This window comes from Streptomyces lincolnensis (assembly GCF_001685355.1).
GTDB classification, from domain to species: domain Bacteria; phylum Actinomycetota; class Actinomycetes; order Streptomycetales; family Streptomycetaceae; genus Streptomyces; species Streptomyces lincolnensis.
On the sequence record NZ_CP016438.1, the window covers coordinates 3,168,724 to 3,194,239 of the forward strand.

Sequence of the window (25,516 nt, forward strand, 5' to 3'; positions counted from 1 at the left end):
GTTCCCCGCGCCCCTGAGGGGGTCTAGCAGGCCCCTGGTTTGGCGTACACCACGATTTGCGCGCCGCGCTCCTGAACGCGGTCGCACTCCTCGAAGTGCCGCTTCAGGAGCTGCCGTTTGACCTCCTCCTGCGGGAAGGGGTCGAGCGGCTGGCCCTGGGGGTCCATGAGGGCGATGACGCGATCCGCCGCGAGGATGTGGCGGCGGATCCCGGCCGTCGGGAGTTCCGTGCCCTGGAGGGTGCGGGAGGCTGTCGGGGACTCGGCCAGGGCCAGGTCGTCCAGGCGGTCGTACACCCGGGGGTAGGAGAGCAGCCACTCACGGCGGCGGGACGGCATGAACAGGACGCCGTCGCCCGGGTGGGCGGTGCGCTGGACGGCGTGGGCGATCGCCACGACGTCGTCCTTGCGGCTCTCCGGTGAGCGGACCAGGAGGGACCACGGCACGAGGACGGCCACCGCCGCCGCGATCGACAGGCCCGCCCAGAGCCTGCGCGAGGTGATCAGCCGGGACAGGGCCGCCCCGGCCGGCAGGGCCAGGCCCGCCATGGTGTACAGCACGTAGCGGTCGACGTACCACGGCTTGACCAGCGAGACCAGCATGAGCAGGCCGGTCGGGGCGACCAGCAGCGGCAGCGCCAGGCGGGTCAGGGCGCCCGCACCCGCCTCGGCCGAACCAGCACGCACGAGGAGGCGGCACAGCAGCGCGCCCACGACCGCCACGGCCAGGAACTGGAGCCACATGCCCAGGCTCGGGCGGCCGAGCCAGCCCAGCTGCGCCTGCGCCTGTCCCGCGCTCACCACGGCCAGCGGTGCCACGCCCGCCGTCACGCAGGCCGCCGCGATCCCCCAGCTCCGCCACACCGGGCGCGGCGCCTTGGACCACCACAGCGTCACGCCGTGCGCCACGAGGGCGAGGGCCGCGAACTCGTGCAGCCAGCAGGCGAGTCCGAGGGTGAGGGCGTACGCCGTCCACCAGCGCGGGCGGGGTGTGTCGGTGGCGCGGACGAAGAAGTACGTCGCCCAGGTCACCCCGGCGGTGACCAGGGCGTAGGAGCGGCCCTCCTGGGCGTACATCTGCGTGATCGGCAGCAGGGCGAAGACCAGGCCGGCGAGGGTGCCGGTGCGGGGGCCGGCGAGGCGGGCGCCGATCGCGCCGACCGCGGCCGCCGCCAGGACGGTCGCCGCCACGGAGGGCAGGCGCAGGGCGGTCAGGCCGCCGTCCCAGACGCCGAACACGGTGTGCATGAGGAGGTAGTACAGGCCGTGCACGGCGTCGATGTGGTGCAGCAGGCCCCAGATGTCGCCGAGGGAGCGGTGGGCCACCTGGTAGGTGACCGACTCGTCGCGCCACATGCTGTCGTGCCGGCCGATGCCCCACAGGCCGAGGGCCAGGGCGATGGCGGCCGGGACGGCGACCGGCAGTGCCCGTCCCGTCCGGCTCCCGCCCCGCCCGGGCCCGGCGGGTGCGTCGGAGCGCAGGCCGCCGTCGCCCCGGAGAGCGTCCCGCTCCGCGACGCTCTCGAAGTGTCCTCTGCTCACCAGGTCCTCGTCGTCCCCGTTGTCCCCGTCGTCCCCGTCGTCGGCTTCAGTGGCCCGCCGAGGGCGCTCTGTCGGTCCGCGCATCCTCGGCGTCCTCCGGCAAGGGCTCCTTCGTGAGGGCGCTCGCCACGGACACGCGCGGGCCCATCAGCAGATACGTGAGGCCGAAGCCCGCGCCGACCACGGCGGCGCCGCCCGCCGCGTCCAGGACCCAGTGGTTGGCGGTCACGACGATCGCCGTGACGGTGAACAGGGGGTGCAGCAGCCCGAGGGCCTTCATCCACCACTTGGGCGCCAGGACCGCGATCACGATGCCGCACCACAGGGACCAGCCGAAGTGCAGGGAGGGCATCGCCGCGTACTGGTTGGTGACCTCGGTCATCACGCCGTAGTCCGGCTTGGAGAAGTCCTGGACGCCGTGCACGGTGTCGATGAAGCCCAGGCCGGGCATCAGGCGCGGCGGCGCGAGCGGGTACAGCCAGAATCCGAGCAGGCCGAGGATGGTGGCGAGGCCCAGCGCGGAGCGGGCCCAGCGGTAGTCCGTCGGGCGGCGGACGTAGAGCACGGCGAGGACCGTGAGCGGGACGACGAAGTGGAAGGAGGCGTAGTAGAAGTCGAAGAAGCTCCGCAGCCAGTCCACCTTCACGACGGCGTGGTTGGCCCAGTGCTCGATGTCGATCGACAGCCACTTCTCGATCGAGTGGATCTCGCGTCCGTGGTGCTCGGCGGTGGCCCGGTCGGCGGTGACCGCGACCCGGACCTGGCCGTAGGCGGCGTAGACGACACGGATGAGCAGCAGTTCCAGCAGCAGGTTCGGGCGGGTGAGCGCCCGGCGCAGGAACGGCAGGAGCGGGACGTGTCTGAAGCGGGAGGTGACCGGCGGCGCGTACTCGGTCGGGACGGGTGAGCGGTAGTACGGCGAGGTGCGCGACAGGAAGGGCACGAACGTGGCGGCGGACAGGGCGGCCAGCAGCACCACGTTGTCCCGCAGGGTGTACAGCGCGGGGTTGTTCGGCAGCATCATCTTCGCGGGCAGCGTCATCACCAGGACGACGGCGACCGGCCACAGCACCCGGTCGGCGGCCCGCTTGCCGACCCGGCCGACGACGGCGAGCAGCACCCACAGCAGCTGGTGCTGCCAGGTGGTGGGCGAGACGGCGATCGCGGCGCAGCCGGTGATGGCCACGGCGAGCAGGAGCTGTCCGTCGCGGGCGTAGCGCACGGCGCGGCGCAGGCCCAGGTAGGCGACGGCCGCGCCGAGCAGCAGGAAGAGGGCGATCTCCAGCGGGCCGGACAGGCCGAACCGGAGCAGGGCGCCGTGCAGGGACTGGTTGGCGAGGTCGTCGGCCTTGCCGCCCAGGCCGGTGCCGGCCATGTGGTGCACCCAGTACGTGTACGAGTCGTGGGCCATCGCGGCCCAGGCGATCGCGGTGCACGCGAGGAACGTGGCCCCCGTGGCCAGGGCGGCCTTGCGGCGGCCGGTGAACCACAGCAGCGGGGCGAAGAGCAGCACGGTGGGCTGGAGGGCCGCGGCGACGCCGATGAGCAGGCCGCTGGCCCGCTGGCCGCGCACGGCGAAGCAGCCGAGGAGCACCAGCAGGACCGGGATGATGCTGGTCTGGCCGAGATAGAGCGTGTTGCGCACCGGCAGCGACAGCATGAGCAGGCTGATCGCGACCGGCGCGGCGAGCAGTGAGGTCCGTCTGCTGACCGGCTGGGGCAGCGCGCGGGCGGCGACCAGGCCGAGGCCGACGACCAGCAGGAGGGTGCCGAAGGTCCAGCCCCAGCCGAGGGCCTGCTCGGCGGTCCGGGTCAGGGGTTTCAGGACGAGTCCGGCGAACGGCGTGCCGGTGAAGCGCGTCGAGTCGTAGAGCGAACCGTTGACGTGCAGGACGCCGTTCTGGCCGACCCAGGTCTCCAGATCCGTCAGCCGCTCACCCCGGGGTGTACCGAGGACGACGGCCACCTGTCGGACCGCGAGCAGGGTCGCGATCAGCCACAGGCCGAGCCGTGCGGCGCGCAGGCGTGCCTGGGTCGTGCCGACGGCCGTCGCTCCGAAAGCTTCCGCCGGTCGTCCGCTGTGCTCCGCATTCGCCACGCCTCGCAGGCCTCCCGCCCCGTCCGTCCCACGCGCCCCATGCGCCGGTGTCCCATGCGAACCCTATGAGGCCCGCACCGCCCCCTGGGAGGGAGACGCAGGCAACCCGGGCTTCACCTGACGTCCTTCCTCCTTTTGTCCGGATGACGATAGTGCGCGAAAGGTTCAGCCGCTTCCGCCGGTCGCGACATGGATCACATGCTGACTGGGCGTCCGGGCGCGACTACCATTCGCCAGGAGAGCTAGTTAGCAAATCTAAATAGGCAGACGAAGGGTAAAGGTACAGGCGTATGAGCGACTCGCGGCTCTGGGACGACGTCGACGACTACTTCACCACCCAGCTCGCACCCCACGACGACGTCCTGGACGCGGCCGTGCGGGACAGTGAGGGTGCCGGGCTTCCGTCCATCGCCATCACGGCGCCGCAGGGCAAGCTGCTCCAGCTGCTGGCCCAGATCCAGGGGGCCCGGAACATCCTGGAGCTGGGCACGCTCGGCGGTTACAGCACCATCTGGCTGGCCCGCGCGCTGCCCGCCGACGGCCGCCTGGTCTCCCTGGAGTACGACCCCCGGCACGCCGAGGTGGCCACCCGCAACATCGCGCGGGCCGGCCTGGAGCAGGTGGTCGAGGTGCGGGTGGGCCCGGCGCTGGAGTCGCTGCCCAAGCTGGCCGACGAGAACCCGGCCCCCTTCGACCTGGTGTTCATCGACGCCGACAAGGGCAACAACCCGCACTACGTCGAGTGGGCGCTCAAGCTCACCCGCGAGGGCAGTCTGATCGTCGTCGACAACGTCGTCCGGGGCGGGCGCGTGGCCGACGCCACCAGCACCGCCCCGGACGTCCGGGGCACCCGCACCGCCATCGAACTCATCGGCGGCCACCCGAGGTTGAGCGGCACGGCGATCCAGACGGTGGGCGGCAAGGGCTACGACGGGTTCGCCCTGGCGCGGGTGCTCGCGTGACGGTGGTCACGTGGCCGCCGGGCGGGCCCTATGCCTCGTGGTAGAAGCCGACGTTGACGCTGCGCGGGGCGGTGCGGTCGTGGATGACGATCTCCCCGCTGCCGCCTCGGGGCAGCGGCACGGTGCCGCCGTAGGAGAGGGGCTGGGCGTACTCGCCTACGGTGAGGCGGACTTCGGAGGACGGGTCGGGCTGGGAGCCCTGGAGCCAGGTCACCTGCCAGGTGCCCTCGGGGCCGCAGAGGAACTCCAGGTGGACGCGGGAGACGAACAGCCAGTCGTCGGGCGTCGCCAGCCGGCACACGGACCTGTCGCGGCCGACCCGCAACAGGGCACCCGGCTCGCTGGGCGCGTCGGCCATGAGCATGCCGGCCGTGGCACCCTCCTCCGCCGCGGAGACGGCGGCCATGGTGAGTTCGAGCACGTGGCGCTCCTTCTGAAGTGTGCTGGTACGGCGGCGTCCTGCCGCCCGTACAGCAACGTCCTACACAGCCGCCGCATGATAAATCGCCCGGCCCCGGCACGTCCGGCACAATGGGCTCATGACCGAGCGAAAGCCTCCCGGAGTTCCGTTCGAGTCCTGGGTCGACAAACAGATCCGCGATGCCGAGAGCCGCGGTGAGTTCGCCGAACTTCCCGGCGCGGGCAAGCCGTTGCCCGACGGCTCCGACACGACGTACGACGAACTGTGGTGGATCAAGCGGAAGATGGCCCGCGAGGGCCTGTCCGTCCTGCCGCCGACCCTCGCCCTGCGCAAGGAGGCCGAGGACACCCTCGCGGCGGCCCTGCGGGCACCCACCGAGCGGATCGTCCGCAAGCTGATCGAGGACGTCAACGTCAAGATCCGCGAGGTCATGTTCAAGCCGCCGCCCGGCCCCCCGCTGGGAATGAAGCCGTACGACGTCGAAGAGGTCGTAGGCCGGTGGCGGGAGGGCCGGGCGGCGGCCGGGTAGCTCGGTTGGTTCTGTTGGTTCTGTTGGTTCTGTTCAGAGGTGCAGCAGCCGGTCCGTGAGCTCGCGGTAGTCGCGCAGGGCCAGCCGGAGCTGTTCGGTGTCGGAGCTGCTCGCGGGCTTGCCGTCGCCGCTCTCCGCGGCCTGCCAGGACCTGCGCAGGGTGCGGCGGCGCTGGGTGACCGCCTCGGTGAAGCGGGCGGCGGCCTCCTCCAGCACGTGGTCGGCCTCCTCCACGGCGTGCTTCGGGCCGTCCACGAACTCGGCGACGGCGTGCTGGAGCCGCACCGAGAGCTTGTCGGACTCCTCGTGCGGCAGGAGCCGGGTGCCCTGGGCGCCCCGGTTCTCCTCGGAACCGTGGCTCTGGTCCGAGCCGGTGATGAGCGGTGCCGCGTCGCCGGAGGTCCCGGAGGGGCCGTGGCTGCCCGGCGTGCCCGCCCGGTCGGGGGTGCTGTCGCGGCCCGCGGCGGGCGCGCCACCCAGGTTGCCCGGTCCCTCACGGTCCGTGTCACGGCCCCGTCCGGGGCCGGTGTCCGCACCGGTCCTGCCAGTCTCCGTACCGGTCCTGCCGGTCTCCGGCACCGTCTCGCGGCGCACCGCCGTCGGCGGGTCCACCGCCGGGTCGTGGCCCGGAGGTGTCGCGGGGACCGATGACCTTCCCCTGTTCCGTCCGTCGCGCGGGGCGCCCTCGGCGCCCGGGCCGGTCGTCGCGTCCGTCATGTTCGCTCAGCTCCCCTTCGCATGGCGCCTGGTGATTCCCCACGGCAGGTGGGCGCGGCCGTTGTCACGGCGGGGCGCCCGGTCGCCGTCGGTCCTTGCGGCGGTGTCGGCGGTATCGGCCCCCTCGCGGGACTCGGCCCCGCGTTCCCGGCCGTGGCCACGGTCGTCCCGGTGCCGGGACGGGCCCACGAGCTCCTCGAACAGGGCCCGGGCCTCGACCATGGCCTCGCGCAGTTCCTCGGTTCCGGCCCGGCCGTCGCCGTCCTGGCCCGCGCCCCGCACGCCCGTCCGGGCGACCTGGTGCACGCGCCGGTAGCCGTGCACGTGGTGCGCGTGGTGCACGGACAGCGCCGAGAGCTGCTCCTCGTACTGGCCGCCGTCGGGGAAGCCCCGGGCGCCGGCCAGCTCGGCGAGCAGCCGGTCCGCCTCGGCCACGGCCTCCCGCGGCGAGTCGACGAAGCGCTCCTGCGCGGCGGTCCAGCGGGCCTCGTACTGCTCGCGCTGCGCGGGCTCCAGCGGCCGTTCCCGCAGCGATCCGTGCCGCTCCACGCGCTCGGTGAGCTCGCGCTCGGCGGCCTTGGCGTCCCCGTCGTGCCGGGCCACGGCACGGTCGTACTCGGGCCCGAACCGCCGCTTCAGGCCGGGGCCGCCGTGGCCGCGCCGGGTACGCAGCATGAGGACGGCCGCGATGAGGACGACGGCCGCCACGATCACGATCAAAGCGATGATCACGCCTGTGGACATGAGTGCCTTCCGGGTTCTGTACCCAACCGGCTCTCCGTACCGGCCGGTTCCCCCACCGGGTAGCCCGCGCGGCGATCCTCAAACGGTCTCCGCATGCGTGGCGGCGGCGTGTCGATTCGGCGCGGACCCGATCGACGCGAGGGTGCTGTCCGTGTCGCTGGACGAGTGTCTGGCCGGTCCGGACTCCGGCCGCGGGCATCCGCCGGGCGTCGGCGGGGAACGGCTGCACCGGTGGGTGTTCGGGCTGCGGTCCTGGCGCGCGGAGCAGGGGCTGGACGGCGGGAAGGGCGGTCCGGTGGACGAGCTGTGGCTGCATGTCGTCCCCGTGTTCCTCGGCGGCGGCCGGCGGCTTCCCGACGGGGTCGCGGACGAGGGCGTCGAGTGGCGCAGGGCCGAGGTGCCGGACACTCCGGAGGCGGCCCATATTCGGTTGCGCATGGCGTAGGCCCGCTTCCGACAATGTGCCCATGACCACCTGGACCGTTGCCCCGGAACCCTACGACTCCCCCGTCGCCGCCGCGCTCTGGCGGGCGTACTACACCGAGGTCAGCGACCGCTACTACCTGCTGCACGAGGGCCGCCGGACCGACCCCGCCGAGCTGGAGCGGGAGATCGCGGCCGTCACCGGCGCCGAACTCACCCCGCCGACCGGGCAGTTGCTCGTCGGGCGCTACGGCGGCGAACCGGCCGGCACCGCGGGCGTACGCCTGCTGCCGGACGGGCGGGCCGAGCTCACCCGGGTCTTCGTCCACGCAGGGATGCGCGGCCGCGGCGGCGCCGCCCTCCTCGTCCGCGCCGCCGAGACCGCCGCCCGCACCCTCGGCGCCACCACCCTGATCCTCGACACCCGCACCGACCTGGCCGAGGCCCGCGCCCTGTACGAACGCCTCGGCTACGAGGAGACCGCGCCGCACAACGAGCAGGTGTACGCCGAGCACTGGTTCCGTAAGAGCCTTGGGTGAGTGGGAGTCCGGCGGGGCTGGACAGGGGGGTTCAGGTGGGCCGGGGTTGGTTGGTATCAGGCGGGCCGGGACAGCCCTCCGTCGGCCGGGGGGGCTGTGGAGACGGGCCGTGACGTCCCTCCATCGGCCGGGACGGGTTCGAGCGGGCCGAGACAGCCGACAGCGGCCGGTCCCGTGCAGGAAAGCCGCGACCGCCTGCCGCCGGCCGGGACGCGTCAGGCGGGCGGGGGGCAGTCCTCAGGCGGTCGGGGCTGCCCTCCGTCGGCCGGGACGTCAGGTGGGACGGGGCACGCTGACCGAGACCACCCTTCCCCGAGCGGGGCGGGGCACGCGGGCCGAAGCAGGCCGGCATCGCCGCCACCCGGCCGGGACGGGGGCGCCCTCCCCCGGCCGAGACAGCCCCCCGCCGCCCGGGACGGGTTCGGGCAGGTCGGGACAGGCGTCAGGTGGGGCGGGTGGACAGGCGGTCGTCGTGGGGGTGTTCCGTGGTGGAGCCGCACAGTTCGGTGTTCAGTTGCTTGACCAGGTGGACCAGGTCGGTGGGGCGGTCCGGGCCCCACCAGTCGCCGAGGAGGTCGGCGAGGGACTCCTCGCGGGCCAGGGCCAGCCGGTCGGCGACCGCGCGGCCCTCGTCGGTCAGGACGAGGTCCAGGCCCTCGCGGAGGGCGAGGCGCCGCTCCTCGACCTGACGGGCGGCCTCCATGATCACGATCAGCGGCACGGAGCTGCGCTCGGCGAGCACGGCCGGCTCGGAGCGGCCGTACCTCCTGATCCGCAGCAGCAGCCAGCTCGCGGCCGGGAGGAGGTCGTAGCCCGCCCGTTCGGTGATCGTGCGGTAGATCTCGCGGCGGCCCTCCCGGGTGCCCAGCACGGACAGCGCCCGGCACACCTCGTCGTACGACGAACGCTGCACCGGATTGCTGGCGAGGGTCTCCGTGACGTCCGGTGCCGTGACGGAGCCGCGCAGCCGGTCCTCCTTCAGGAACCAGGCCAGGACGAAGCCGAGGAGGGCGACCGGAGCGGCGTACAGGAAGACGTCGGTGATGGCCGAGGCGTAGGCGTCCAGCGCCGGTGGCCTGAGCGCGTCCGGCAGGGCGGCGATGCCGCGCGGGTCGGCCTCCAGGGTGTCCACCGAGACGCCGGGCGGCAACTGGGCGCCGCGGAAGGCGTCCGCCAGCTTGTCGCCGAGCCGGCCCGCGAAGACCGTACCGAAGATCGCGACGCCGAAGGAGGCGCCGATGGAGCGGAAGAAGGTCGCGCCGGAGGTGGCGACGCCGAGATCCTCGTAGGAGACGGCGTTCTGCACGATCAGCACGAGGACCTGCATGACCAGGCCCAGGCCCAGGCCGAAGACGAAGAAGAAGCCGCTCATCTCGGCGGTCGAGCTGTGCGCGTCGAGCTGGTGCAGCAGGAGCAGGCCGAGCGTGGTGACGGCGGTGCCGGCGACCGGGAACACCTTCCAGCGGCCGGTGCGGCTGACGATCTGCCCGGACAGCGTCGACGACAGCAGCAGCCCCAGCACCATCGGCAGCATGTGCACGCCGGACATGGTCGGGCTCACACCCTGGACGACCTGGAGGAACGTCGGCAGGTAGGTCATCGCGCCGAACATCGCGAAGCCGACGATGAAGCTGATCACGGCGGAGAGCGTGAAGGTGCGGATGCGGAACAGTTTGAGCGGGAGGACGGGCTCGGCGGCCCTGCGTTCCACGGCGACGAACGCGACGGCGAGGACGACGCCGAGGACGGCGAGGCCGATGGTCCGGGGCGAGCCCCAGGCCCAGGTCGTGCCGCCGAGCGACGCCACCAGCACCAGGCAGGTGGCGACGGAGGCGATGAGGAAGGTGCCGAGGTAGTCGATGACATGCCGCTCGGACTTACCCGGGATACGCAGCACCGTGGCGATCACGGCGAGCGCGACCACGCCGATCGGCAGGTTGATGTAGAAGACCCAGCGCCAGCTGAGGTGCTCGGTGAACAGTCCGCCGAGCAGCGGGCCGAGGACGCTGGTCGCGCCGAAGACCGCGCCGAACAGGCCCTGGTAGCGCCCGCGGTCGCGCGGTGGGACGAGATCGCCCACGATCGCCATGGACAGCACCATCAGACCGCCGCCGCCGAGTCCTTGCAGCGCCCGGAACGCGATCAGCTGCGGCATGTTCTGCGCCATGCCGCACAGCGCGGAGCCGATGAGAAAAATCACGATCGCGATCTGGAACAGCGTCTTTCGGCCGTACTGATCGCCGAGCTTGCCCCACAGCGGGGTGGCCGCGGTCGAGGCCAGCAGGTACGCCGTGACCACCCACGACAGGTGGTCCAGGCCGCCGAGTTCGCTGACGATCGTGGGCAGCGCCGTCGACACGATCGTCTGGTCGAGGGCGGCGAGCAGCATCCCGAGCAGCAGCGCGCCGATCGAGACGAGGACGTTTCCGGGGACGTGTCCGTCCTTCGCCTCCCCGATGTCTCCCACAGTCTCCGTCCTACCGCGCGCGTCGTCGGCCATGAAGACCTCCCGGGGTCTCGTTCCAGGTTCCATCGTGGTCGGTGTGACCAGTTATGGCCTGTCGAGTCCTGCCGGAACCCCGGATTCCGGGGGCTTGCGGCGGAAGCTGTGGAGAACGGTGGAGAACGTCTGCATAGGATCTGGAGTTCGCGAGGGGAGTCGCGGAGCCCGGAGGGAGGGGACGAACACATGAGCGAGCCGACGCATCGGCCGACCGCACACCTGTGCCCGGAGTGCGGCACACCCAGAGCCACCGACCACAGCCCCTCCTGCGACTGCACCCGCCGCGCCTCCGACGCCCTCCGCGACACCCGCACCGCGGAAGCGGCCGCCGCGGAGGATTTCGACCCCCTCCGCATCCGCCCCTACGTGGACCTGACACCGGAGCCCTACGGCACTCACCCCGGGCCGAAGGCCGAGGGTCCCGGAGATTCGGCCGCGCCTGGCAGGCCGGGTGCGCCTGGCCGCTCCCGCGTGGCCGACAGTCCAGGCTTGCGCGGTGGTTCTGGCGGTCCCGGCGGTTCCGGTGAGCCTGGCGGCTCGGGCAGGCCCGGCAGCCCGGGTGCGCCCGGTGGATCCGGCTTGCCCAACGGCTCCCGCATGCCCAGCAGGTCCGGCGCACCCAACCGTCCCGATGCGTCCGGCGGCCCTGACACACCCAGCGACGCCAGCGTGCCCGGCCGGTCCGGCAGCTCCAGCGTGCCCAATGGTTCGCACGTGCCTGGCAGCTCCCGCTTGCCCAACGGCTCCCACATGCCCAGCAGCCCCGCTGCTCCCCGCACACCCGGCGCCCCGAATGTTCCGCCCACCGAAGCCACCATGCCGCTGCATACCGTCGGCCCCGGCGCGCCGACCGCCCAATCAGGCGCGTCCTCCACGACACCAGCAGCCCCCTCGGCTGACACACCCCACCCCACGCCCCGCACCGCACCCCCGGCCGCACCACCCACCGCGAATGCCACCGCACCGATACCCGCCGCGGCCACCACCGCACCGCCGCCCCGCGTGAACGCCCACACCGCACCGTCCGCCACACGCCCAACCCCGGCACAGCCACGCTCCGGCGGCGACGCGGAGCCCACGGTCGCGCTCCCCCGCGTGGAGACCACCCCCGGGCCGCTCACCCCGGACGCGGCCACGGCACAGCACAGCCCCGGGTTCGACGCGAACCCCACCACGGCGATCCCACGCCCGGACGTCACCACCACCGCGCACCCCACCCCCGCCCACACCACCGTCCTCCCGCGCATGGACACCACCGCCCCCTTACCCACCGTCGACGCGACCACCGCACGGCCCCGCCCAGGCGCCGGCACACTGTCCACGCCCCCCACGGCCACTCCCGGCCGTCCCCACCCGGGCCTGTTCGAGACGGTGGACGACCGCGGTGGTCCCCAGGCACCCGACCCCGAGCCGCACCCCCGGCGGCGCCGTAGGGCTCTGCTCGGGGTCGGTGGAGCCGTCGTCGCGGTCGTCGCGGCGGCCGGGCTGGCAAGTGGGCTGCTGGCGTACGAGTCGCCGTCGCGGGAGGGGGCGCCGCCGAAGGACGTACGGGCGGCCGTGCCGGAGGGGTCGACGAGCGCGACGGCGGAGTCCCCCGCACCGGAGACCGCGTCCGCGTCGCCGACGTCCGCGCCGCCGTCCCCGACGGCCGACGCGAGCCCCTCGCCCTCCGCATCGCCCTCGCCGTCCGCGTCCAGCGCCTCGCCGAGCCCGTCCCGGACGGTGGAGCCGACGCAGACCCCGACGAGTTCGGCCGCCGGCCCCGAGGGGGGCGCCGGCGCGGCGGAGAGTGACGCGGGCCGCCAGATCGGCCCCGTGCTGCGACGCGGCGACCAGGGTCCCGAGGTCACCGAACTCCAGCAGCGCCTGCGCCAGTTGTCCCTCTACGCCGACGAGATCGACGGCGAGTTCAGCGGTGAGGTCGAGACCGCCCTGCGCACCTACCAGTCGTCCCGCAACGTCGGCACGGACAATCCCGGGGTGTACGACCACAAGACCCGCACCGCGCTGGAGTCGGAGACCACGCAGCCGTAGCCGTAGGCGGGAGTCCGGCGTCGGCGGCTCAGGACGCGGACGGCTCGATCTCGCCCGCGAAGACGATGACCTGGTCGATGAGGCTCCGCCGCAGATGGACGACGTCCGTGCCCGCCAGGCGGGGGCCTCCGTCCGGCGTGGTGAAGACCCACTGGTACCGGGCCCACTCGTCGGGCATGTCCACCGCCGAGCAGCGCACCATCGTGCCGGTCCCCGCCGGGTGGCGCCGGATGTCCAGCACGAACCGCTCGACCGCCTCGATCCCCTCGCTGCGGCCCAGCGGCCCCCAGAAGACCACGTCCGACGTCAGGGCCTGGGAGAGGAGCTCGGTCACATAGCCGTCGTCCGAGGCGTTGAACGCGGAGATGAACGTGTCGATCGCGGATCGCGCGGTCTCTTCCAGCTGCATGCACCAGTCATACCAGCCGCCCCGCGCGACGCGCTCGCCCCGTGAGCCCGTGACCCCCTCAGCCCGTGCGCGCGGGCGCTTGACCGGCCGTCACCTCAGCCGCCGGGCCGGACCAGTCCGTGGTCGAAGGCGAAGACGAAGACGACGGCGTGTACGCCGAACTCGACCCGGTCTTCGCCCCGTTGCCGACCATCGCGGCTCCCACGGCCACCTCCCGTCCCGAACGCCCGCCCGGTGGCCGTCACCGGGGCAGGACACCTCCTTGACGCCCAGCGGACCAGGCGCGAGTTCGTCCCCGTGCTTCCAGCGGAGCGTTCCGGCGGAGCACCTAGCCGACGTACAACCTGATCGTCCCGTCCTCCGCGGCCTCCACCCGCACCTCCGTCAGGTCCCGCACCACCACGTCCGGACCGTGGGCCCCGGCGCGCGGGCCGATGCCCACGACCCGCATCCCCGCTGCGCGCCCCGCGGCGATGCCCGCGCCGGAGTCCTCGAAGACCACGCAGTCGGCGGGGGCGACGCCCAGTTCGGCGGCGCCCTTGAGGAAGCCCTCGGGGTCGGGCTTGCTGGCGCCGACGGACTCGGCGGTGATCCGGATCTCGGGCAGGGCGAGCCCCGCGGCGGTCATCCGCGCGGTGGACAGGGGGACGTCGGCGGAGGTCACCAGGGCGTGCGGCAGGCCGTGCAGGGAGGCGAGGAACTCGGGGGCGCCCGGGATCGCGACGACGCCGTCCATGTCGGCGGTCTCCTCGGCGAGCATCCGCGCGTTGTCGGCGTGGTTCTGCTCCATGGGGCGGTCGGGCAGCAGCAGCGCCATGGAGGCGTGGCCCTGGCGGCCGTGGACGACGTGCATGACCTCGTCCGGGTCCAGCCCGTGCTGCTCGGACCAGCGCCGCCAGCAGCGTTCGACGACGGCGTCGGAGTTGACGAGCGTGCCGTCCATGTCGAGCAGGAGGGCGCGGGCGGTGAGCACGGCGGTGGCCGTCATCGGCAGCTCCAAGACCAGGGGCGAAGGGGTGGGCCCGGGGGGACAAGGTGGCCCCGCCCGCCGGTCAGGGAAAACAGGCGGGAACCACTTTGTTCCCCCACGGTACAAAACCGGGCGGCTTTACGCCACCGTCTCCCGGAACAGTTCACTCACCGTTCAGTTCGGGCGACCGGCCGGCACACGGGCCCCGGCGCACGCTCACCCGCTCACCGCCTCCCACAGGCTCCACACCCCGAGCCCCAGCATCAGCAGCGCCGCGACCTTGGTGATGAGCCGCAGCGGCACCCGCTTCATCAGCGCCTTGCCGCCGACGATGCCGAGCCCGGCCACCGCCCACAGCGCCAGCACCGCGCCGAGTCCGACGGAGAGCGGATCGTCGTAGCGGGCCGCGAGGTTCGCCGTCATGATCTGGGTCAGATCGCCGAACTCGGCGACCAGGATGAGCATGAACCCGGATCCGGCGACCTTCCAGAAGGACTGGTCCTCGGGCCGGCGGACCTCCTCCTCGCCCTCGTCCTTCTTCATGAGCAGCACGGCCGCGCCGCCCAGGAACAGCACGCCGGTGACGGCGTGCACGATCTGCTGCGGCAGCAGCGTCAGCACGCTGCCCGCCGCCACGGCGAGCACGACATGCAGCGCGAAGGCGGCGGCGACGCCGGCGAAGACGTAGGAGGCGCGGTAGCGGGTGCCGAGGACGAGGCCGGCGAGCGCGGTCTTGTCGGGCAGTTCGGCGAGGAAGACGACGCCGAAGACGAGCGCCGTCACGGTGATGCTGATCAAGGTTCCTCAATCGGTCGGGGACTGCCCCACCGAGAGTGCTGAGCCTTCGAGAAAAGACACCTCGGCAGGGCAGCACACGCGTCACCCGTGCCGTACGGCACAAGCGTGCACTGCTTGCCGAAGGTCTCGCCGGCCGACCCCTGTACGGGATCTGCCTCCGGGCGCCGGCTCAGACGAGCTGAGCAGTATGTCGACGGTCCGGCGAAGAGCTACTCCCCTTCAACGCCGTCCATCGTACGTGATCGTTTCGTCCCAGACCTTGTCGTGTCATGTACACGTCACTAACTTCTTACCCAGTGCACACCCCACCGCAACGCGACCCGGCGAGCATTCCAACGCTCGCGCTCCAACCCCCCCACCCCTCAAAGGAGTTCGCATGCCGAAGTTCTACGCGCGTCGACGGCTCAGCATACTCGCCGCCTTCACCGGCCTCATAGCCTCGGTCGGACTTTTCAACGGTCCGACCGCCTCCGCCGCCCTGCCCACCCCGGTCAGCGCCGCCACCGCCCGCACGTACCTCGCCTCGCTCACCGTGGCGACCGAGGACCGCACCGGCTACAACCGTGATCTCTTCCCCCACTGGATCACCCAGTCCGGCGCCTGCAACACCCGTGAGGTCGTCCTCAAGCGCGACGGCACCAACGTCGTGCAGGACTCCGCCTGCGCGGCCACCAGCGGCAGCTGGTTCTCGCCGTACGACGGCGCGACCTGGACCGCCGCCTCCGACGTCGACATCGACCACCTCGTGCCGCTGGCCGAGGCCTGGGACTCCGGGGCGAGCGGCTGGACCACCTCCCGCCGCCAGTCCTTCGCCAACGACCTGACCCGCCCGCAGCTCATCGCGGTCACGGACAACGTCAACCAGGCCAAGGGCGACCAGGACCCGGCCACCTGGATGCCGTCGGTCAGCTCCTACCGCTGCACCTACGTCCGCGCCTGGGTGCAGGTGAAGTACTACTACGACCTCTCCGTCGACTCGGCCGAGAAGAGCGCGCTCACGGGCTACCTGAACAACTGCTGAGCGGTTCTGCCAAGTCGTGATCTCCCGGAATCTCCCCGCTGACCTCCGTCGTTCCGTACCGTACGGGGCGACGGAGGACCGATGAAGGCGGGCGATGAAGTGGCGGGACTGCGGCTGGGACCACTGCTGAGGTATGCCGACGGCTCGTCCGCGACCGTGTGGGTCGAGGCGAGCCGTCCGTGCGCCGCCGAGGTGCGGTGCGCGGACGGCGCCGGGGGCGAGATGCGCACCTTCCAGGTGGAGGGCCACCACTACGCCCTGATCCCGGTGACCGGGCTGACACCGGGCACCTCCCAGGCGTACGAGGTGTTCCTCGACGGCACCCGGGTGTGGCCGCTGCCCGACTCGCCGTTCCCGCCGTCCGTCATCCGCACCCCCGCCGAGGGGGACACCGTCCGGGTCGCCTTCGGCTCCTGCCGCTGGGCCGCCCCGCCGGCCGGTGAGCCGGACCCGGTCGGTCCCGACGCCCTGGACACCCTGGCGGCCCGGATCGCGGCCGACCCGGAGGGCGAGCGGCCGGACGTCCTGCTGCTGCTGGGCGACCAGGTGTACGCCGACGAGACCTCACCGGCGACCCGCCGCTGGCTGGCCGCCCGCCGCGACCTGAGCGACCCGCCGGGCAACGAGGTCGCGGACTACGAGGAGTACACCCACCTCTACTACGAGTCCTGGCTCGACCCCGAGGTGCGCTGGCTGCTGTCCACCGTGCCCAGCTGCATGATCTTCGACGACCACGACGTCATTGACGACTGGAACACCTCCGCCGCCTGGGTCGAGGACATGCGGGCCACCGGCTGGTGGCAGCAGCGGGTGCTCAGCGGCCTCATGTCCTACTGGGTCCACCAGCACCTGGGGAACCTCTCCCCCGCGTCCCTGGCCGCCGACCCGCTCTACGCCGCCGTACGCGAGAGCCCGGACGGCACCGACGCGGTGCGCGCCTTCGCCGCCCGGGCCGACATGGAGCCCGCCTCGGTGCGCTGGAGCTACCGGCGCGACTTCGGCCGCGTCCGGCTGCTGATGGTGGACACCCGGGCGGCCCGCGTCCTCGACGAGCAGAGCCGCGCGATGCTCGACCCGGGCGAGGCCGCGTGGCTGCGGGAACAGGCGCTGGAGGAGCCCGGTTCCTACGACCATCTCCTCATCGGCACCTCCCTGCCCTGGCTGCTGCCGAACCTGGTGCACGACGCCGAGGCGTGGAACGCGGCGCTGTGCCGGGGCGAGAAGGGCGCGCGCTGGGCCAGGTTCGGGGAGGATCTGCGGCGCAGGGCCGACCTGGAGCACTGGGCGGCCTTCCCGGCGTCCTTCGAGGCGCTGACGGCACTGATCGCCGAGGCCGGTTCGGGCTCCCGGGCGCCCGCGACGATCCTGGTGCTGTCCGGGGACGTGCACCACGCCTACGTGGCCGAGCCGCAGTGGCGTACGCCCTCCACGGGGCCGGACGCCCGCGTCTACCAGCTGACCTGCTCCCCGGTCCACAACTCCATCCCCCTGTCGATACGGCTCGGCTTCCGCTTCGGCTGGAGCGGGGTGGCCCGCGCGATCGGGCGGCGCTTCAGCGCGCACGGCAGCTGCTCGCCGCCGCCGGTCGACTGGCGGCGGACGAGCGGGCCGTGGTTCGGCAACCAGCTCATGACGCTGACGCTGCGCGGCCGTTCGGCGCTGCTGCGCCTGGACCAGGTGAAGGAGCGGAAGGGCGCGAAGCCCCAGCTGGTGAAGGTCACCGAGTCCGAACTTGCCCGCTGATCACCCCGTTACGACCGTTTGTTGCGCCCGTGGCACGGGATGCTCGTGAGGCATCCCACAGTCCGGTGCCCCCGGGCTCGGCTCCCTCCCCTCCCGACGGCATGATGAGGCGGACCGTCCGCTTCCCGGGGCAGGCCCGGGGACGGTGAGCCGCCCCCACGCACCCCCCCATGCCCGGGAGTAAGAGCCTTGCCCGCACCGACCCCGGCCCCTGTGCCCGTCGCCGTCGCCCTGGTCGGCGCCGGGCCGCGCGGCACCGGCGTCCTGGAACGCCTCTGCGCCTCCGCGCCCCAGCTCCTGCCGCCCGGCGCCCGGTTGACGGTCCATGTCGTCGATCCGGCGCCGCCCGGACCCGGCCGGGTCTGGCGCACCGCGCAGTCCTCCGAACTGCTGATGAACACCGTCGCCTCGCAGGTGACCCTGTTCACCGACGACAGCGTGGACTGCGCGGGACCGGTCCGGCCCGGTCCCAGCCTCCACGAGTGGGCGGGCGGCACGCTGGGCCCGGACGCGTATCCGACGCGTGCCGAGTACGGCCGGTATCTGGAGTGGGTGTTCGCCAGGACCGTGCGCGAGGCGCCCCGGGGGGTGCACGTGGAGACGCACGCGGCGCGCGCGGTGCGGCTCGACGACGGTCCCGACGGCCGCCAGTCGCTCACCCTCGACGACGGCCGCGTCCTGTCCGGCCTGGCCGCCGTGGTCCTCGCGCAGGGCCATCTGCCCGAGGTGCCCGGCCCGTCCCTGCGGCGGCTCGCCGCCCACGCGCAGCGGCACGGGCTGCGCCATGTGCCGCCGGCGAATCCGGCCGACGTCGACCTGTCCGCCGTATCCCCGGGCGAACCGGTGCTGTTGCGCGGGCTGGGCCTCAACTTCTTCGACCACATGGCCCTGTTGACGACCGGCCGCGGCGGTCGCTTCGTCCCCGGCCCACGGGGGCGGCGCTATCTGCCCTCCGGCCGTGAGCCGCGGCTGTACGCCGGTTCGCGGCGCGGCGTGCCGTACCAGGCGCGCGGCGACAACGCGAAGGGGCCCTACGGCCGTCACCTCCCGCTCGTCCTGACCGACGAAGTGATCGCCCGCTTCCGCAAACGCGCCGACAACGGCGAGGCGCCCGACTTCCTCGCGGAGATATGGCCGTTGGTGGCGAAGGAGGTGGAGACGGTCTACTACGAGGCCCTCCTGGGCGCGCCGGACTTCCGGGACCGCTTCCTGGCCACCGGCCACGCAAGCCCCGAAGAGGCCGCCGTACTGGAGGAGTTCGGGGTGGCGGCGGCCGACCGCTGGTCCTGGGAGCGGATCTCGCGGCCGTACGCCGGACAGGTCTTCCCGGACCCGGCCGCCTGGCGGGACTGGCTGCTCGCGCACCTTCGCCGGGACGCGGCCCAGGCGGCGCTCGGCAATGTCGCCGGGCCCCTGAAGGCGGCCCTGGACGTGCTGCGGGACCTGCGCAACGAGCTGCGGCGGATCGTCGACCACGGCGGGCTGGCCGGTGCCTCCCGCCGGGACCACCTGGACCGCTGGTACACCCCGCTCAACGCCTTCCTGTCCATCGGCCCGCCCCGGCGGCGCGTCGAGGAGCTGGCCGCGCTGGTGGAGGCCGGTGTGGTGGAGGTGCTCGGGCCGCGTCTGGAGGTCTCGGAGGCTGCGGGGGCGTGGGTGGCGCGCTCCCCCGAGGTGCCGGGGTCCGCGGTACGCGTGACGACGCTCGTCGAGGCGCGTCTGCCGGAACCGGATCTGCGGCGGACGGCCGACGCCCTGCTCGCCGGGCTGCTGGAGCGGGGGCAGTGCCGTCCCCACACGGTGGACGGGTACGAAACGGGCGGACTGGACGTGACGGGGCGGCCTTATCACCTGATAGACCGTCAAGGCCGGGCGCATCCACGGCGGTTCGCCTTCGGAGTACCGACGGAGGGAGTGCACTGGGTGACCGCGGCGGGGGCCCGGCCCGGTGTGGATTCGGTCACGCTTTCGGACGCCGACGCGGTGGCGAGAGCCGTTCTACGTGCGGTTACATCAGGGGCTGATGTGCATTCAGTGGCGAATCGGTGGCCGAATGTTGAACTTGAAAGCGTTACTTAGGGCGACCTAACGTGGGTTACTCATCGGTTCCGTCCCCGCCCGGCCCGCATTCCGGGCCGAGCCCGACCGAAGGAGTACCCCCCACATGACTGGACGTCTCAACAGCGCCCAGCCCTATGTGCTCGGCCTTTTCCGCATCGTGGTAGGACTGCTCTTCGCCTGCCACGGCGCCGCCTCGCTCTTCGGTCTTCTCGGAGGCGCCGACGGCAACGGCGGCACGGTCGAGACCGGCACCTGGCCCGGCTGGTACGCCGCCGTGATCGAACTCGTCGGCGGCACCCTCGTCCTGCTCGGCCTGGGCACCCGGGCCGCCGCGTTCATCTGCTCGGGCGCGATGGCCTACGCCTACTTCAAGGTGCACCAGCCGACCGGCCTGTGGCCGAAGGAGAACAGTGGCGAGGGCGCGGCGATGTTCTGCTGGGCCTTCCTGCTGCTGGTCTTCACCGGCTCCGGCGCGTTCGGCCTGGACCGGCTGTTCGCCAAGCGGTCCGCCACGGCGGACGAACGGTCCCCGCAGCACACGCCGGTGACCGCCTGACCCGTACGGCCACGAAGTCGGCGCCCGTCCCCGCCCGCTCATGCGGGGGCGGGCGCCGTCCCGTGTCACGCGGTGCCGGCGACCCAGCCGAACGGCACCGTGAAGCAGGCGACCCGGGCCCCCTTGCTCCCGGGCTCCTCGTGGAGCACGACGGAGGAGGCCTCGCCCCGCCGGAAGCCCCAGGAGTGGTGGGCGCGCGCCGTGCCCGAGCCGTGGTCGTCGGCGGTGAAGTCGAGCCAGACCTCGTTGTCCGCGGTGACGTGGTGCGGGTCCGCCGAGGGCTCGTGCTGGTAGTGGCCGCCCGCGGCGGCCGGGTCGGCGGCGCAGGGCTTCTGGTGCACATGGGCGCCGTAGGTGTGCCCCGGCCGCAGGCCCTTCGTCCGCAGTCCGACGGTCGTCGCGCCGCCCAGGCCCATGCGCTGGGTCACCTCGATCCACGCGGCCGCCGGCACCAGCCCCTGGTCGTACGTCACCGCCGCCGAGGGCACGAGAGCGCCGGGCGGCGCGAACCGGGCGTCCGTCCGCATCCGGTAGCCGTGGGGGTCCTGGGCACCGCCGCCCGCGAGCACGGCGGCCGCGACGGCGGCGGCGCCCAGGGATATTCCTGCCAGCATGATCAGTACCGTTCCTGACGTCGTGGGGCGGGGCGGGCCGGGTGGCGCGCCCCCGTTCCGTGCTACGGGACATCCGCCCCCACCGCCCTCCGGGGCACTGCACCCGGGTGAACACTCCGTGCCGAAGACACGAGCCCCCGGTGAATGCGCTGTCGTACCCCACGCGTACGCTGTATGGCTGTTATGGGCCGCTCCCTGCCGCACCCCCGCGACATCGCGGCAGGCAGTGCGGACCAGCCACGGGGGATTGACGGGGAGTCGCGGTGTTGGAAAGTGTGGGGGCGTTGATCGGCAGCCCATGGATCTACGCCATGATCGCGCTGTCGGTGCTCCTGGACGTGTTCCTGCCGGTGCTGCCGAGCGGCGTCCTGGTCATCACGGCCGCGACGGCGGCGGCCGCGGGTTCCGGCGCGGCGACCGGCCAGGTGCCGCACGAGGTGCCCGACATCCTGGCCCTCATCCTCTGCGCGACCACCGCCTCCGTGCTGGGCGACCTGGTGGCCTACCGGCTGGCCTGGCGCGGCGGCGAACGCCTGGACCGCGCCATCGCCCGCTCCCGTCGGCTGCGCACCGCGCAGGAACGTCTCGGCCAGGCCCTCGCCCGCGGCGGCGGCCTCCTCGTCGTCCTCGCCCGCTTCGCCCCCGCCGGCCGCTCGGTCGTCTCCCTCGGCGCCGGCGCCGCCCACCACCGCGCCCGCGACTTCCTCCCCTGGTCCGCCCTCGCCGGCCTCTCCTGGGCCGCCTACAGCGTCGCCCTCGGCTACTTCGGCGCCCACTGGCTGGGCACGAGCTGGCTGGCGACGGGGGTGTCCGTACTGGCCCTGTTCGGCGCCGGCGCCGGGGCGGCTTATGTCATGCGGCGGCGGCCGGAGGCGGCGGAGGCGTCGTAGGCCCCCCGCGGGGCGTCGGTCAGGGTTGTGCCGCCGGGGGCGGAGCCGTCGGCGCGTGCTTCAGCTTCATGCGGGCGTCCACCCGTTCCGTCGTGGCGACCTCCGTCCAGAAGCGGTGGCCGCTGACGAAGACGGCGAGTTCGTGTTCGCGTTGTCGGAGTTTCTCCACCTCGGCCTGTTCGTCGGCGGTCCAGCCGGGGGAGGCGGGGCGTTCCACCTTGCGCCAGCCGTTGTCGTCACTGAAGCCGTCCAGGGGCTCGACCGACCAGGGGAGCCGCTTCAGCAAGGCCGACAGCTCGGCCCGGACCTGATGCAGCTCCTCCTGACCGGCAAGGAGGTCCCCTGGGAAGTCGTAGGTCGTAGCCACGGCGGTAATGCTACGCCTGTTCGAATTTGGGTGGCGAGTGACTTCGGGGGTTTCATGCGAACGGGTGCACAGACGGCAGCAGGCCGGACCCGGTACCTCACCGCGAGGTGAGAACCCGCCGCGCTCCGGTGACGGCCGCGGTCGCCAGGGCGAGTACGAACAGCGTGATCCCGATGAAGATCACGGGGTTCACCCAGTCCGGGACCAGTTCCGTCCCCACGCCGTCCGACGTGACGCACTGGGCGCTGACCGGCAGCGTTTCCCGGGTCACGATGTGGTCGCCCCGCGCACCGCGTGCCGCGCACAGTTGATCCGGGTCCAGGATGTAGAAGCCCGACATCACACCCCACGCGTACGCGCCGAAGGCCGCCGCACCGGCCATGACCGCGATCAGCCCGCACGTGGCGACGCTCGGCGGACGCCGCCGGCCGCCCGGTGGCCGCTTGTAGAGCCGCCGGGCGAGCACCGCGGCGGCGATCACGACCACGCAGGGCGTGATGAACGGCGCCAGTGTCAGGGCCAGAAACAGCACGCTGGTCATGCCTGCGCGGACAGCGGGGAGGGCGGGTCGGGCTGTCGATCGGCGGGCCCGGCCCCTCGCGCGGCCACGGCCATGACGGCGACCGAGACGAGGACGATCAGGGCGCCGACGTAGAGGGGCGCGGTGTAGCCGAGGCCGGCGGTGATGGCCAGGCCGCCGGCCCAGGCGCCCAGGGCGTTGCCGATGTTGGAGGCGGAGACGTTGGCGCTGGCGGCGAGGGCCGCGCCCTGGGCGACGTCGGTGACGCGGGTGATCATGCCGGGCACACTGGCGAACCCGAACACGCCCATGAGGAACACCAGGATCACCGACGCCGTGGCGCTGTGGGCCAGCAGGCCGAAGACCGCCAGGGTCACGGTGAGGCCGGTCAGGGCGAGGAGCAGGGCGCGGTCACGGTCCTGGTCGGCCGCGCGTCCGCCGATCAGGTTCCCTACGACCAGGCCGACGCCGTAGACCATGAGCAGCCAGGCGACGTCGGCGGAGGAGAAGCCGCTGACCTCGGTGAAGGTGTAGGCGAGATAGCTGAAGGCGCCGAACATGCCGCCGTAGCTGAGCGCGGTGGCCGCGAGGGTCAGCCAGACCTGGGTGGAGCGGAAGGCGCCGATCTGGGCGCGGAGGGTGTGGGGAGGCGGTGGTCCTCCGCGGTGGTCCGGGGGCGTCCCGCCCGCGCTGCCGGGGACCAGGGCGACGATGCCCGCCAGGGCGACCAGGCCGATGCCGGTGACCGCCCAGAAGGCGGCGCGCCAGCCCCAGCGTTCGCCGACCAGGGCGCCGAAGGGGACGCCCAGCACGTTCGCGACGGTGAGACCGGCGAACATGACGGCCACCGCGCGGGACTTCCTCTCCGGTGCGACCAGGCCGCGTGCGACCAGGGAGCCGATGCCGAAGAACGAGCCGTGGCACAGCGCCGCGACGATCCGGCCGAGCATCATCACCGGATAGGTCGTCGCGACCGCGTTCAGCAGGTTGCCGAGGACGAACAGGACCACCAGGCCGACCAGGACCTGCTTGCGGGGCAGCCGCGCCGTCGCCGCGGTCAGCGCGATCGCACCGACCGCGACACTGAGCGCGTACCCGGAGATCAGCCAGCCCGCGGCCGCCTCGGAGACCCCGAAGCTCGACGCCACCTGCGGCAGCAGGCCCGCGATCAGGAACTCGGTCAGACCGATGCCGAAGCCGCCGACCGCCAGGGCGATGAGTCCGGTCGGCATCCGTATCCGTCCCTCTCCGGTCGCGTGCCCAGCAGGGTGCGGGACGTTCGCGCCAACAAATCCCAACGAACGTCCACACGCGGCAACATAGGCCCTCACCCGCCTCCTGCGACACCCCGTTTTTTCGCCCTCAGCCGTCGGACGCGGTGATCCGTGCGCGGTGGCTGTCGCCGTCGGTGAGGAAGGCCGCCAGTTCCCGGCCCTCTTCGGTGACGGTGGTGCGGTCGGTGTGGGAGAAGGGGCGCAGAGGGGTGACCGTCACGGTGTCCGACTCGACCGTCCAGGTCGCGGCGACGCGGCCGTCGAGCAGGACCACGCGGGCACCGGCGACCGAGAGGCCGCGGTGGGCGTCGTCGACGATCCGGCTCCGGTCGTCGTAGCCGAGAAGGGCGTTGTCGAAGGCGGGCAGGAACCGCACCGGGGCCGGGGTGTCGGGGTCGGGGCGGGGCGCGTCGGGCAGGTCCAGCAGCTCCCGGCCCCGCTCGTCGCGGAAGGTGATCAGCTCGTCCCGCAGCGCGGCGACCGCCTTCGGCAGCCCGGCGAGACCGCACCAGGCGCGCAGATCGGCCGAGGCGGCGGGGCCGAACGCGGCCAGATAGCGGCGCAGGAGGGCCTGACCCACGGGGTCGGAACCCTCGGTGCCGTCGCCGGGCAGCGGGTCGATCTCGCGGCCCAGCCAGGAGGACAGGGGAAGGTTGCGTACGCCCGCCTTCGTGTGCCACAGGCCGCGCGGTGGCAGTTGGGCCATGGGGACGAGAGCGGAGACCAGCATCTCGCCGAGGGCCCGGGGTGCCGGTCCCGAGAGCTCATCGGGGAGCGCCCGGGTGAGGTCGGTCATCGTGCGGGGCTCGCCGTCGGACAGCACGGCCCGGCCCGCCGCCGCGAGGGCGTCGAGGTCGACCCCCTCGAACTCGCGGCGGTAGACCCCGAGGACCCGTTGGCGCAGCATGGCGTCGTGGCGGGCCCGCCAGGCCAGGGCGTCGTCGGCGGTGACGAGGTGGACGGTGCGGCGCATGAGGTGGGTACGCACCACGCGCCGCCCGGTCAGCGGATCCGAGAGCGCCGCGGGCTCGAAGCCGCGCAGCCGGGACCAGAGTCCGACGAACGGCTCCTGCGGTTCCTGCGCCTGGAGGCCGCCGAGGTGGGCGACGGCGTCCAGGACGGGCAGGTCGGCGCGGTCGAGCAGCAACTGCCGGGCGAGCGTCGCGCGGCCCAGTGCCCGGGGGCCGAGGACGGTCACGTGGCGGTCTGCCCGTCGAGCGTCTCGCGCAGGATGTCCGCGTGCCCGGCGTGCTGGGCGGTCTCGTGGAGGACGTGCGTCAGGACCCGGCGCACGCTGTACACGGTGGCCGGCTCGCCCCAGGGCGCCTCGGGCACCTGGTGGGTCGCCGACAGGTCGGGCACGGAGGCGATGAACTCCTCGGTGCGGGCGGCGACCTCCTCGTAGCGCTTGAGGATGTCGGCCAGTGTCTCGCCCGGCTCCATCCGGAAGCCGCTCTGGTGGTCGATCAGCCACTGCGGGATCTCGCGGGCGGTACCGGAGGTGATGTCGGCCCAGGTGACACCGTCGGGCAGGTCGTAGCTGAGCGCGGTGGGGCCCTCGACGACGAAGCGCAGCCAGCCCTCCTCCATGGCGGTGACGTGTTTGACCAGCCCGCCCAGGCACAGCGCGCTGACCGTCGGACGCTCGCCGGCCCGCTCGTCGTCGAGTCCGCGCACCGTGCGCGTGAGGCTGGACCGGGCGGTGGCGAGGTCGGCGAGCAGGTCGGCGTGCTCGCCGTGCGGAGCGAGGGCGGGCTGGGGCGGGGTGGTGGCAGTCACAGC

26 protein-coding genes are annotated in these 25,516 nt (G+C 73.0%); 11 read left to right on the forward strand and 15 right to left on the reverse strand.

Annotation, left to right across the window (positions count from 1 at the left end; all coding sequences use genetic code 11):
• Window positions 1-23: 23 nt before the first annotated feature.
• Both SLINC_RS14065 and SLINC_RS14070 read right to left on the reverse strand, forming a co-directional pair.
• Window positions 24-1,625: a glycosyltransferase family 39 protein gene (locus tag SLINC_RS14065; protein WP_079164528.1), complete on the reverse strand. Its 1,602-nt coding sequence runs from the start codon at window positions 1,623-1,625 to the stop codon at window positions 24-26.
• A complete protein-coding gene (locus SLINC_RS14070) occupies window positions 1,588-3,639 on the reverse strand; it encodes a bifunctional glycosyltransferase 87/phosphatase PAP2 family protein (RefSeq protein WP_067431732.1) in 2,052 nt (683 codons plus the stop codon). The genes SLINC_RS14065 and SLINC_RS14070 overlap by 38 nt, the downstream gene beginning before the upstream one ends.
• Before the next feature lie 290 nt (window positions 3,640-3,929).
• Here SLINC_RS14070 and SLINC_RS14075 point away from each other — a divergent pair, with 290 nt between their 5' ends.
• The gene (locus SLINC_RS14075) at window positions 3,930-4,601 is read left to right on the forward strand and encodes an O-methyltransferase (RefSeq protein ID WP_067431741.1); all 672 of its coding nucleotides are present in this window, start codon (window positions 3,930-3,932) and stop codon (window positions 4,599-4,601) included.
• A gap of 28 nt (window positions 4,602-4,629) precedes the next feature.
• Here SLINC_RS14075 and SLINC_RS14080 read toward each other — a convergent pair whose 3' ends face one another.
• The gene (locus SLINC_RS14080) at window positions 4,630-5,022 is read right to left on the reverse strand and encodes a hypothetical protein (protein WP_067431745.1); all 393 of its coding nucleotides are present in this window, start codon (window positions 5,020-5,022) and stop codon (window positions 4,630-4,632) included.
• A 118-nt stretch (window positions 5,023-5,140) separates the two neighbouring features.
• On the opposite strand from SLINC_RS14080, the gene SLINC_RS14085 reads away from it, so the two are divergent.
• Entirely contained in the window at window positions 5,141-5,551 is a 411-nt protein-coding gene (locus tag SLINC_RS14085; protein ID WP_067431748.1) for a DnaJ family domain-containing protein, read from the forward strand.
• A gap of 33 nt (window positions 5,552-5,584) precedes the next feature.
• Here SLINC_RS14085 and SLINC_RS14090 read toward each other — a convergent pair whose 3' ends face one another.
• Complete coding sequence (locus SLINC_RS14090; RefSeq protein WP_067431751.1) at window positions 5,585-6,268, reverse strand: hypothetical protein; 684 nt, start codon at window positions 6,266-6,268, stop codon at window positions 5,585-5,587.
• 6 nt (window positions 6,269-6,274) lie between these two features.
• Window positions 6,275-7,012, reverse strand: a complete 738-nt coding sequence (locus tag SLINC_RS14095) for a hypothetical protein (protein ID WP_067431755.1) — start codon at window positions 7,010-7,012, stop codon at window positions 6,275-6,277.
• A 151-nt stretch (window positions 7,013-7,163) separates the two neighbouring features.
• Between SLINC_RS14095 and SLINC_RS14100 the strand changes: the two genes are divergently transcribed.
• Together SLINC_RS14100 and SLINC_RS14105 are read left to right on the forward strand one after the other, a co-directional pair.
• On the forward strand, window positions 7,164-7,457 hold the full coding sequence (locus SLINC_RS14100) for a hypothetical protein (protein WP_225988414.1): 294 nt from the start codon (window positions 7,164-7,166) through the stop codon (window positions 7,455-7,457).
• A 22-nt stretch (window positions 7,458-7,479) separates the two neighbouring features.
• Entirely contained in the window at window positions 7,480-7,974 is a 495-nt protein-coding gene (locus SLINC_RS14105) for a GNAT family N-acetyltransferase (protein WP_067431763.1), read from the forward strand.
• Window positions 7,975-8,416: 442 nt separating this feature from the next.
• Here SLINC_RS14105 and SLINC_RS14110 read toward each other — a convergent pair whose 3' ends face one another.
• Window positions 8,417-10,474 carry an MDR family MFS transporter gene (locus SLINC_RS14110; protein ID WP_067431766.1) on the reverse strand — a complete coding sequence of 686 codons (2,058 nt, stop codon included), beginning with the start codon at window positions 10,472-10,474 and terminating at the stop codon, window positions 8,417-8,419.
• A gap of 1,098 nt (window positions 10,475-11,572) precedes the next feature.
• Here SLINC_RS14110 and SLINC_RS48790 point away from each other — a divergent pair.
• Complete coding sequence (locus SLINC_RS48790; protein ID WP_067431770.1) at window positions 11,573-12,511, forward strand: peptidoglycan-binding domain-containing protein; 939 nt, start codon at window positions 11,573-11,575, stop codon at window positions 12,509-12,511.
• A gap of 28 nt (window positions 12,512-12,539) precedes the next feature.
• Here the strand turns inward: SLINC_RS48790 and SLINC_RS14120 are convergent, their stop codons facing one another.
• Window positions 12,540-12,920 (reverse strand): nuclear transport factor 2 family protein, encoded by a 381-nt coding sequence (locus tag SLINC_RS14120; RefSeq protein ID WP_067431775.1) that lies wholly within the window; start codon window positions 12,918-12,920, stop codon window positions 12,540-12,542.
• 119 nt (window positions 12,921-13,039) lie between these two features.
• Between SLINC_RS14120 and SLINC_RS48795 the strand changes: the two genes are divergently transcribed.
• A complete protein-coding gene (locus SLINC_RS48795) occupies window positions 13,040-13,186 on the forward strand; it encodes a hypothetical protein (protein ID WP_211292755.1) in 147 nt (48 codons plus the stop codon).
• Window positions 13,187-13,248: 62 nt separating this feature from the next.
• Here the strand turns inward: SLINC_RS48795 and SLINC_RS14125 are convergent, their stop codons facing one another.
• On the reverse strand, window positions 13,249-13,908 hold the full coding sequence (locus SLINC_RS14125; protein WP_067431781.1) for an HAD-IA family hydrolase: 660 nt from the start codon (window positions 13,906-13,908) through the stop codon (window positions 13,249-13,251).
• Window positions 13,909-14,106: 198 nt separating this feature from the next.
• Window positions 14,107-14,688 carry a TMEM165/GDT1 family protein gene (locus SLINC_RS14130; RefSeq protein WP_067431785.1) on the reverse strand — a complete coding sequence of 194 codons (582 nt, stop codon included), beginning with the start codon at window positions 14,686-14,688 and terminating at the stop codon, window positions 14,107-14,109.
• A 376-nt stretch (window positions 14,689-15,064) separates the two neighbouring features.
• On the opposite strand from SLINC_RS14130, the gene SLINC_RS14135 reads away from it, so the two are divergent.
• The 4 genes from SLINC_RS14135 to SLINC_RS14150 all read left to right on the forward strand — a co-directional run bounded on the left by SLINC_RS14135 (window position 15,065) and on the right by SLINC_RS14150 (window position 20,069).
• Window positions 15,065-15,709: an HNH endonuclease family protein gene (locus SLINC_RS14135; protein WP_067431787.1), complete on the forward strand. Its 645-nt coding sequence runs from the start codon at window positions 15,065-15,067 to the stop codon at window positions 15,707-15,709.
• Window positions 15,710-15,808: 99 nt separating this feature from the next.
• Window positions 15,809-17,452, forward strand: a complete 1,644-nt coding sequence (locus SLINC_RS14140) for an alkaline phosphatase D family protein (RefSeq protein WP_067445320.1) — start codon at window positions 15,809-15,811, stop codon at window positions 17,450-17,452.
• A 189-nt stretch (window positions 17,453-17,641) separates the two neighbouring features.
• On the forward strand, window positions 17,642-19,531 hold the full coding sequence (locus tag SLINC_RS14145; RefSeq protein ID WP_067431791.1) for an FAD/NAD(P)-binding protein: 1,890 nt from the start codon (window positions 17,642-17,644) through the stop codon (window positions 19,529-19,531).
• A gap of 85 nt (window positions 19,532-19,616) precedes the next feature.
• The gene (locus SLINC_RS14150; protein WP_067431799.1) at window positions 19,617-20,069 is read left to right on the forward strand and encodes a DoxX family protein; all 453 of its coding nucleotides are present in this window, start codon (window positions 19,617-19,619) and stop codon (window positions 20,067-20,069) included.
• A 65-nt stretch (window positions 20,070-20,134) separates the two neighbouring features.
• On the opposite strand, the gene SLINC_RS14155 is transcribed toward SLINC_RS14150, so the two are convergent.
• Window positions 20,135-20,683: a superoxide dismutase family protein gene (locus tag SLINC_RS14155; protein ID WP_067431802.1), complete on the reverse strand. Its 549-nt coding sequence runs from the start codon at window positions 20,681-20,683 to the stop codon at window positions 20,135-20,137.
• A 263-nt stretch (window positions 20,684-20,946) separates the two neighbouring features.
• Here SLINC_RS14155 and SLINC_RS14160 point away from each other — a divergent pair, with 263 nt between their 5' ends.
• Window positions 20,947-21,573, forward strand: coding sequence for a DedA family protein (locus tag SLINC_RS14160; RefSeq protein WP_067431806.1), 627 nt, complete (start codon window positions 20,947-20,949; stop codon window positions 21,571-21,573).
• Between the two features lie 19 nt (window positions 21,574-21,592).
• Here the strand turns inward: SLINC_RS14160 and SLINC_RS14165 are convergent, their stop codons facing one another.
• The 5 genes from SLINC_RS14165 to SLINC_RS14185 all read right to left on the reverse strand — a co-directional run bounded on the left by SLINC_RS14165 (window position 21,593) and on the right by SLINC_RS14185 (window position 25,513).
• Window positions 21,593-21,940: a hypothetical protein gene (locus SLINC_RS14165; RefSeq protein ID WP_067431809.1), complete on the reverse strand. Its 348-nt coding sequence runs from the start codon at window positions 21,938-21,940 to the stop codon at window positions 21,593-21,595.
• Window positions 21,941-22,037: 97 nt separating this feature from the next.
• Complete coding sequence (locus SLINC_RS14170) at window positions 22,038-22,481, reverse strand: hypothetical protein (protein WP_182449163.1); 444 nt, start codon at window positions 22,479-22,481, stop codon at window positions 22,038-22,040.
• Complete coding sequence (locus SLINC_RS14175; protein WP_067431810.1) at window positions 22,478-23,692, reverse strand: MFS transporter; 1,215 nt, start codon at window positions 23,690-23,692, stop codon at window positions 22,478-22,480. Before SLINC_RS14175 ends, SLINC_RS14170 begins: the two co-directional genes overlap by 4 nt.
• A gap of 130 nt (window positions 23,693-23,822) precedes the next feature.
• Window positions 23,823-24,932, reverse strand: coding sequence for a winged helix DNA-binding domain-containing protein (locus SLINC_RS14180; RefSeq protein ID WP_067431814.1), 1,110 nt, complete (start codon window positions 24,930-24,932; stop codon window positions 23,823-23,825).
• The gene (locus SLINC_RS14185; protein WP_067431818.1) at window positions 24,929-25,513 is read right to left on the reverse strand and encodes a DinB family protein; all 585 of its coding nucleotides are present in this window, start codon (window positions 25,511-25,513) and stop codon (window positions 24,929-24,931) included. The genes SLINC_RS14180 and SLINC_RS14185 overlap by 4 nt, the downstream gene beginning before the upstream one ends.
• Window positions 25,514-25,516 lie beyond the last annotated feature (3 nt).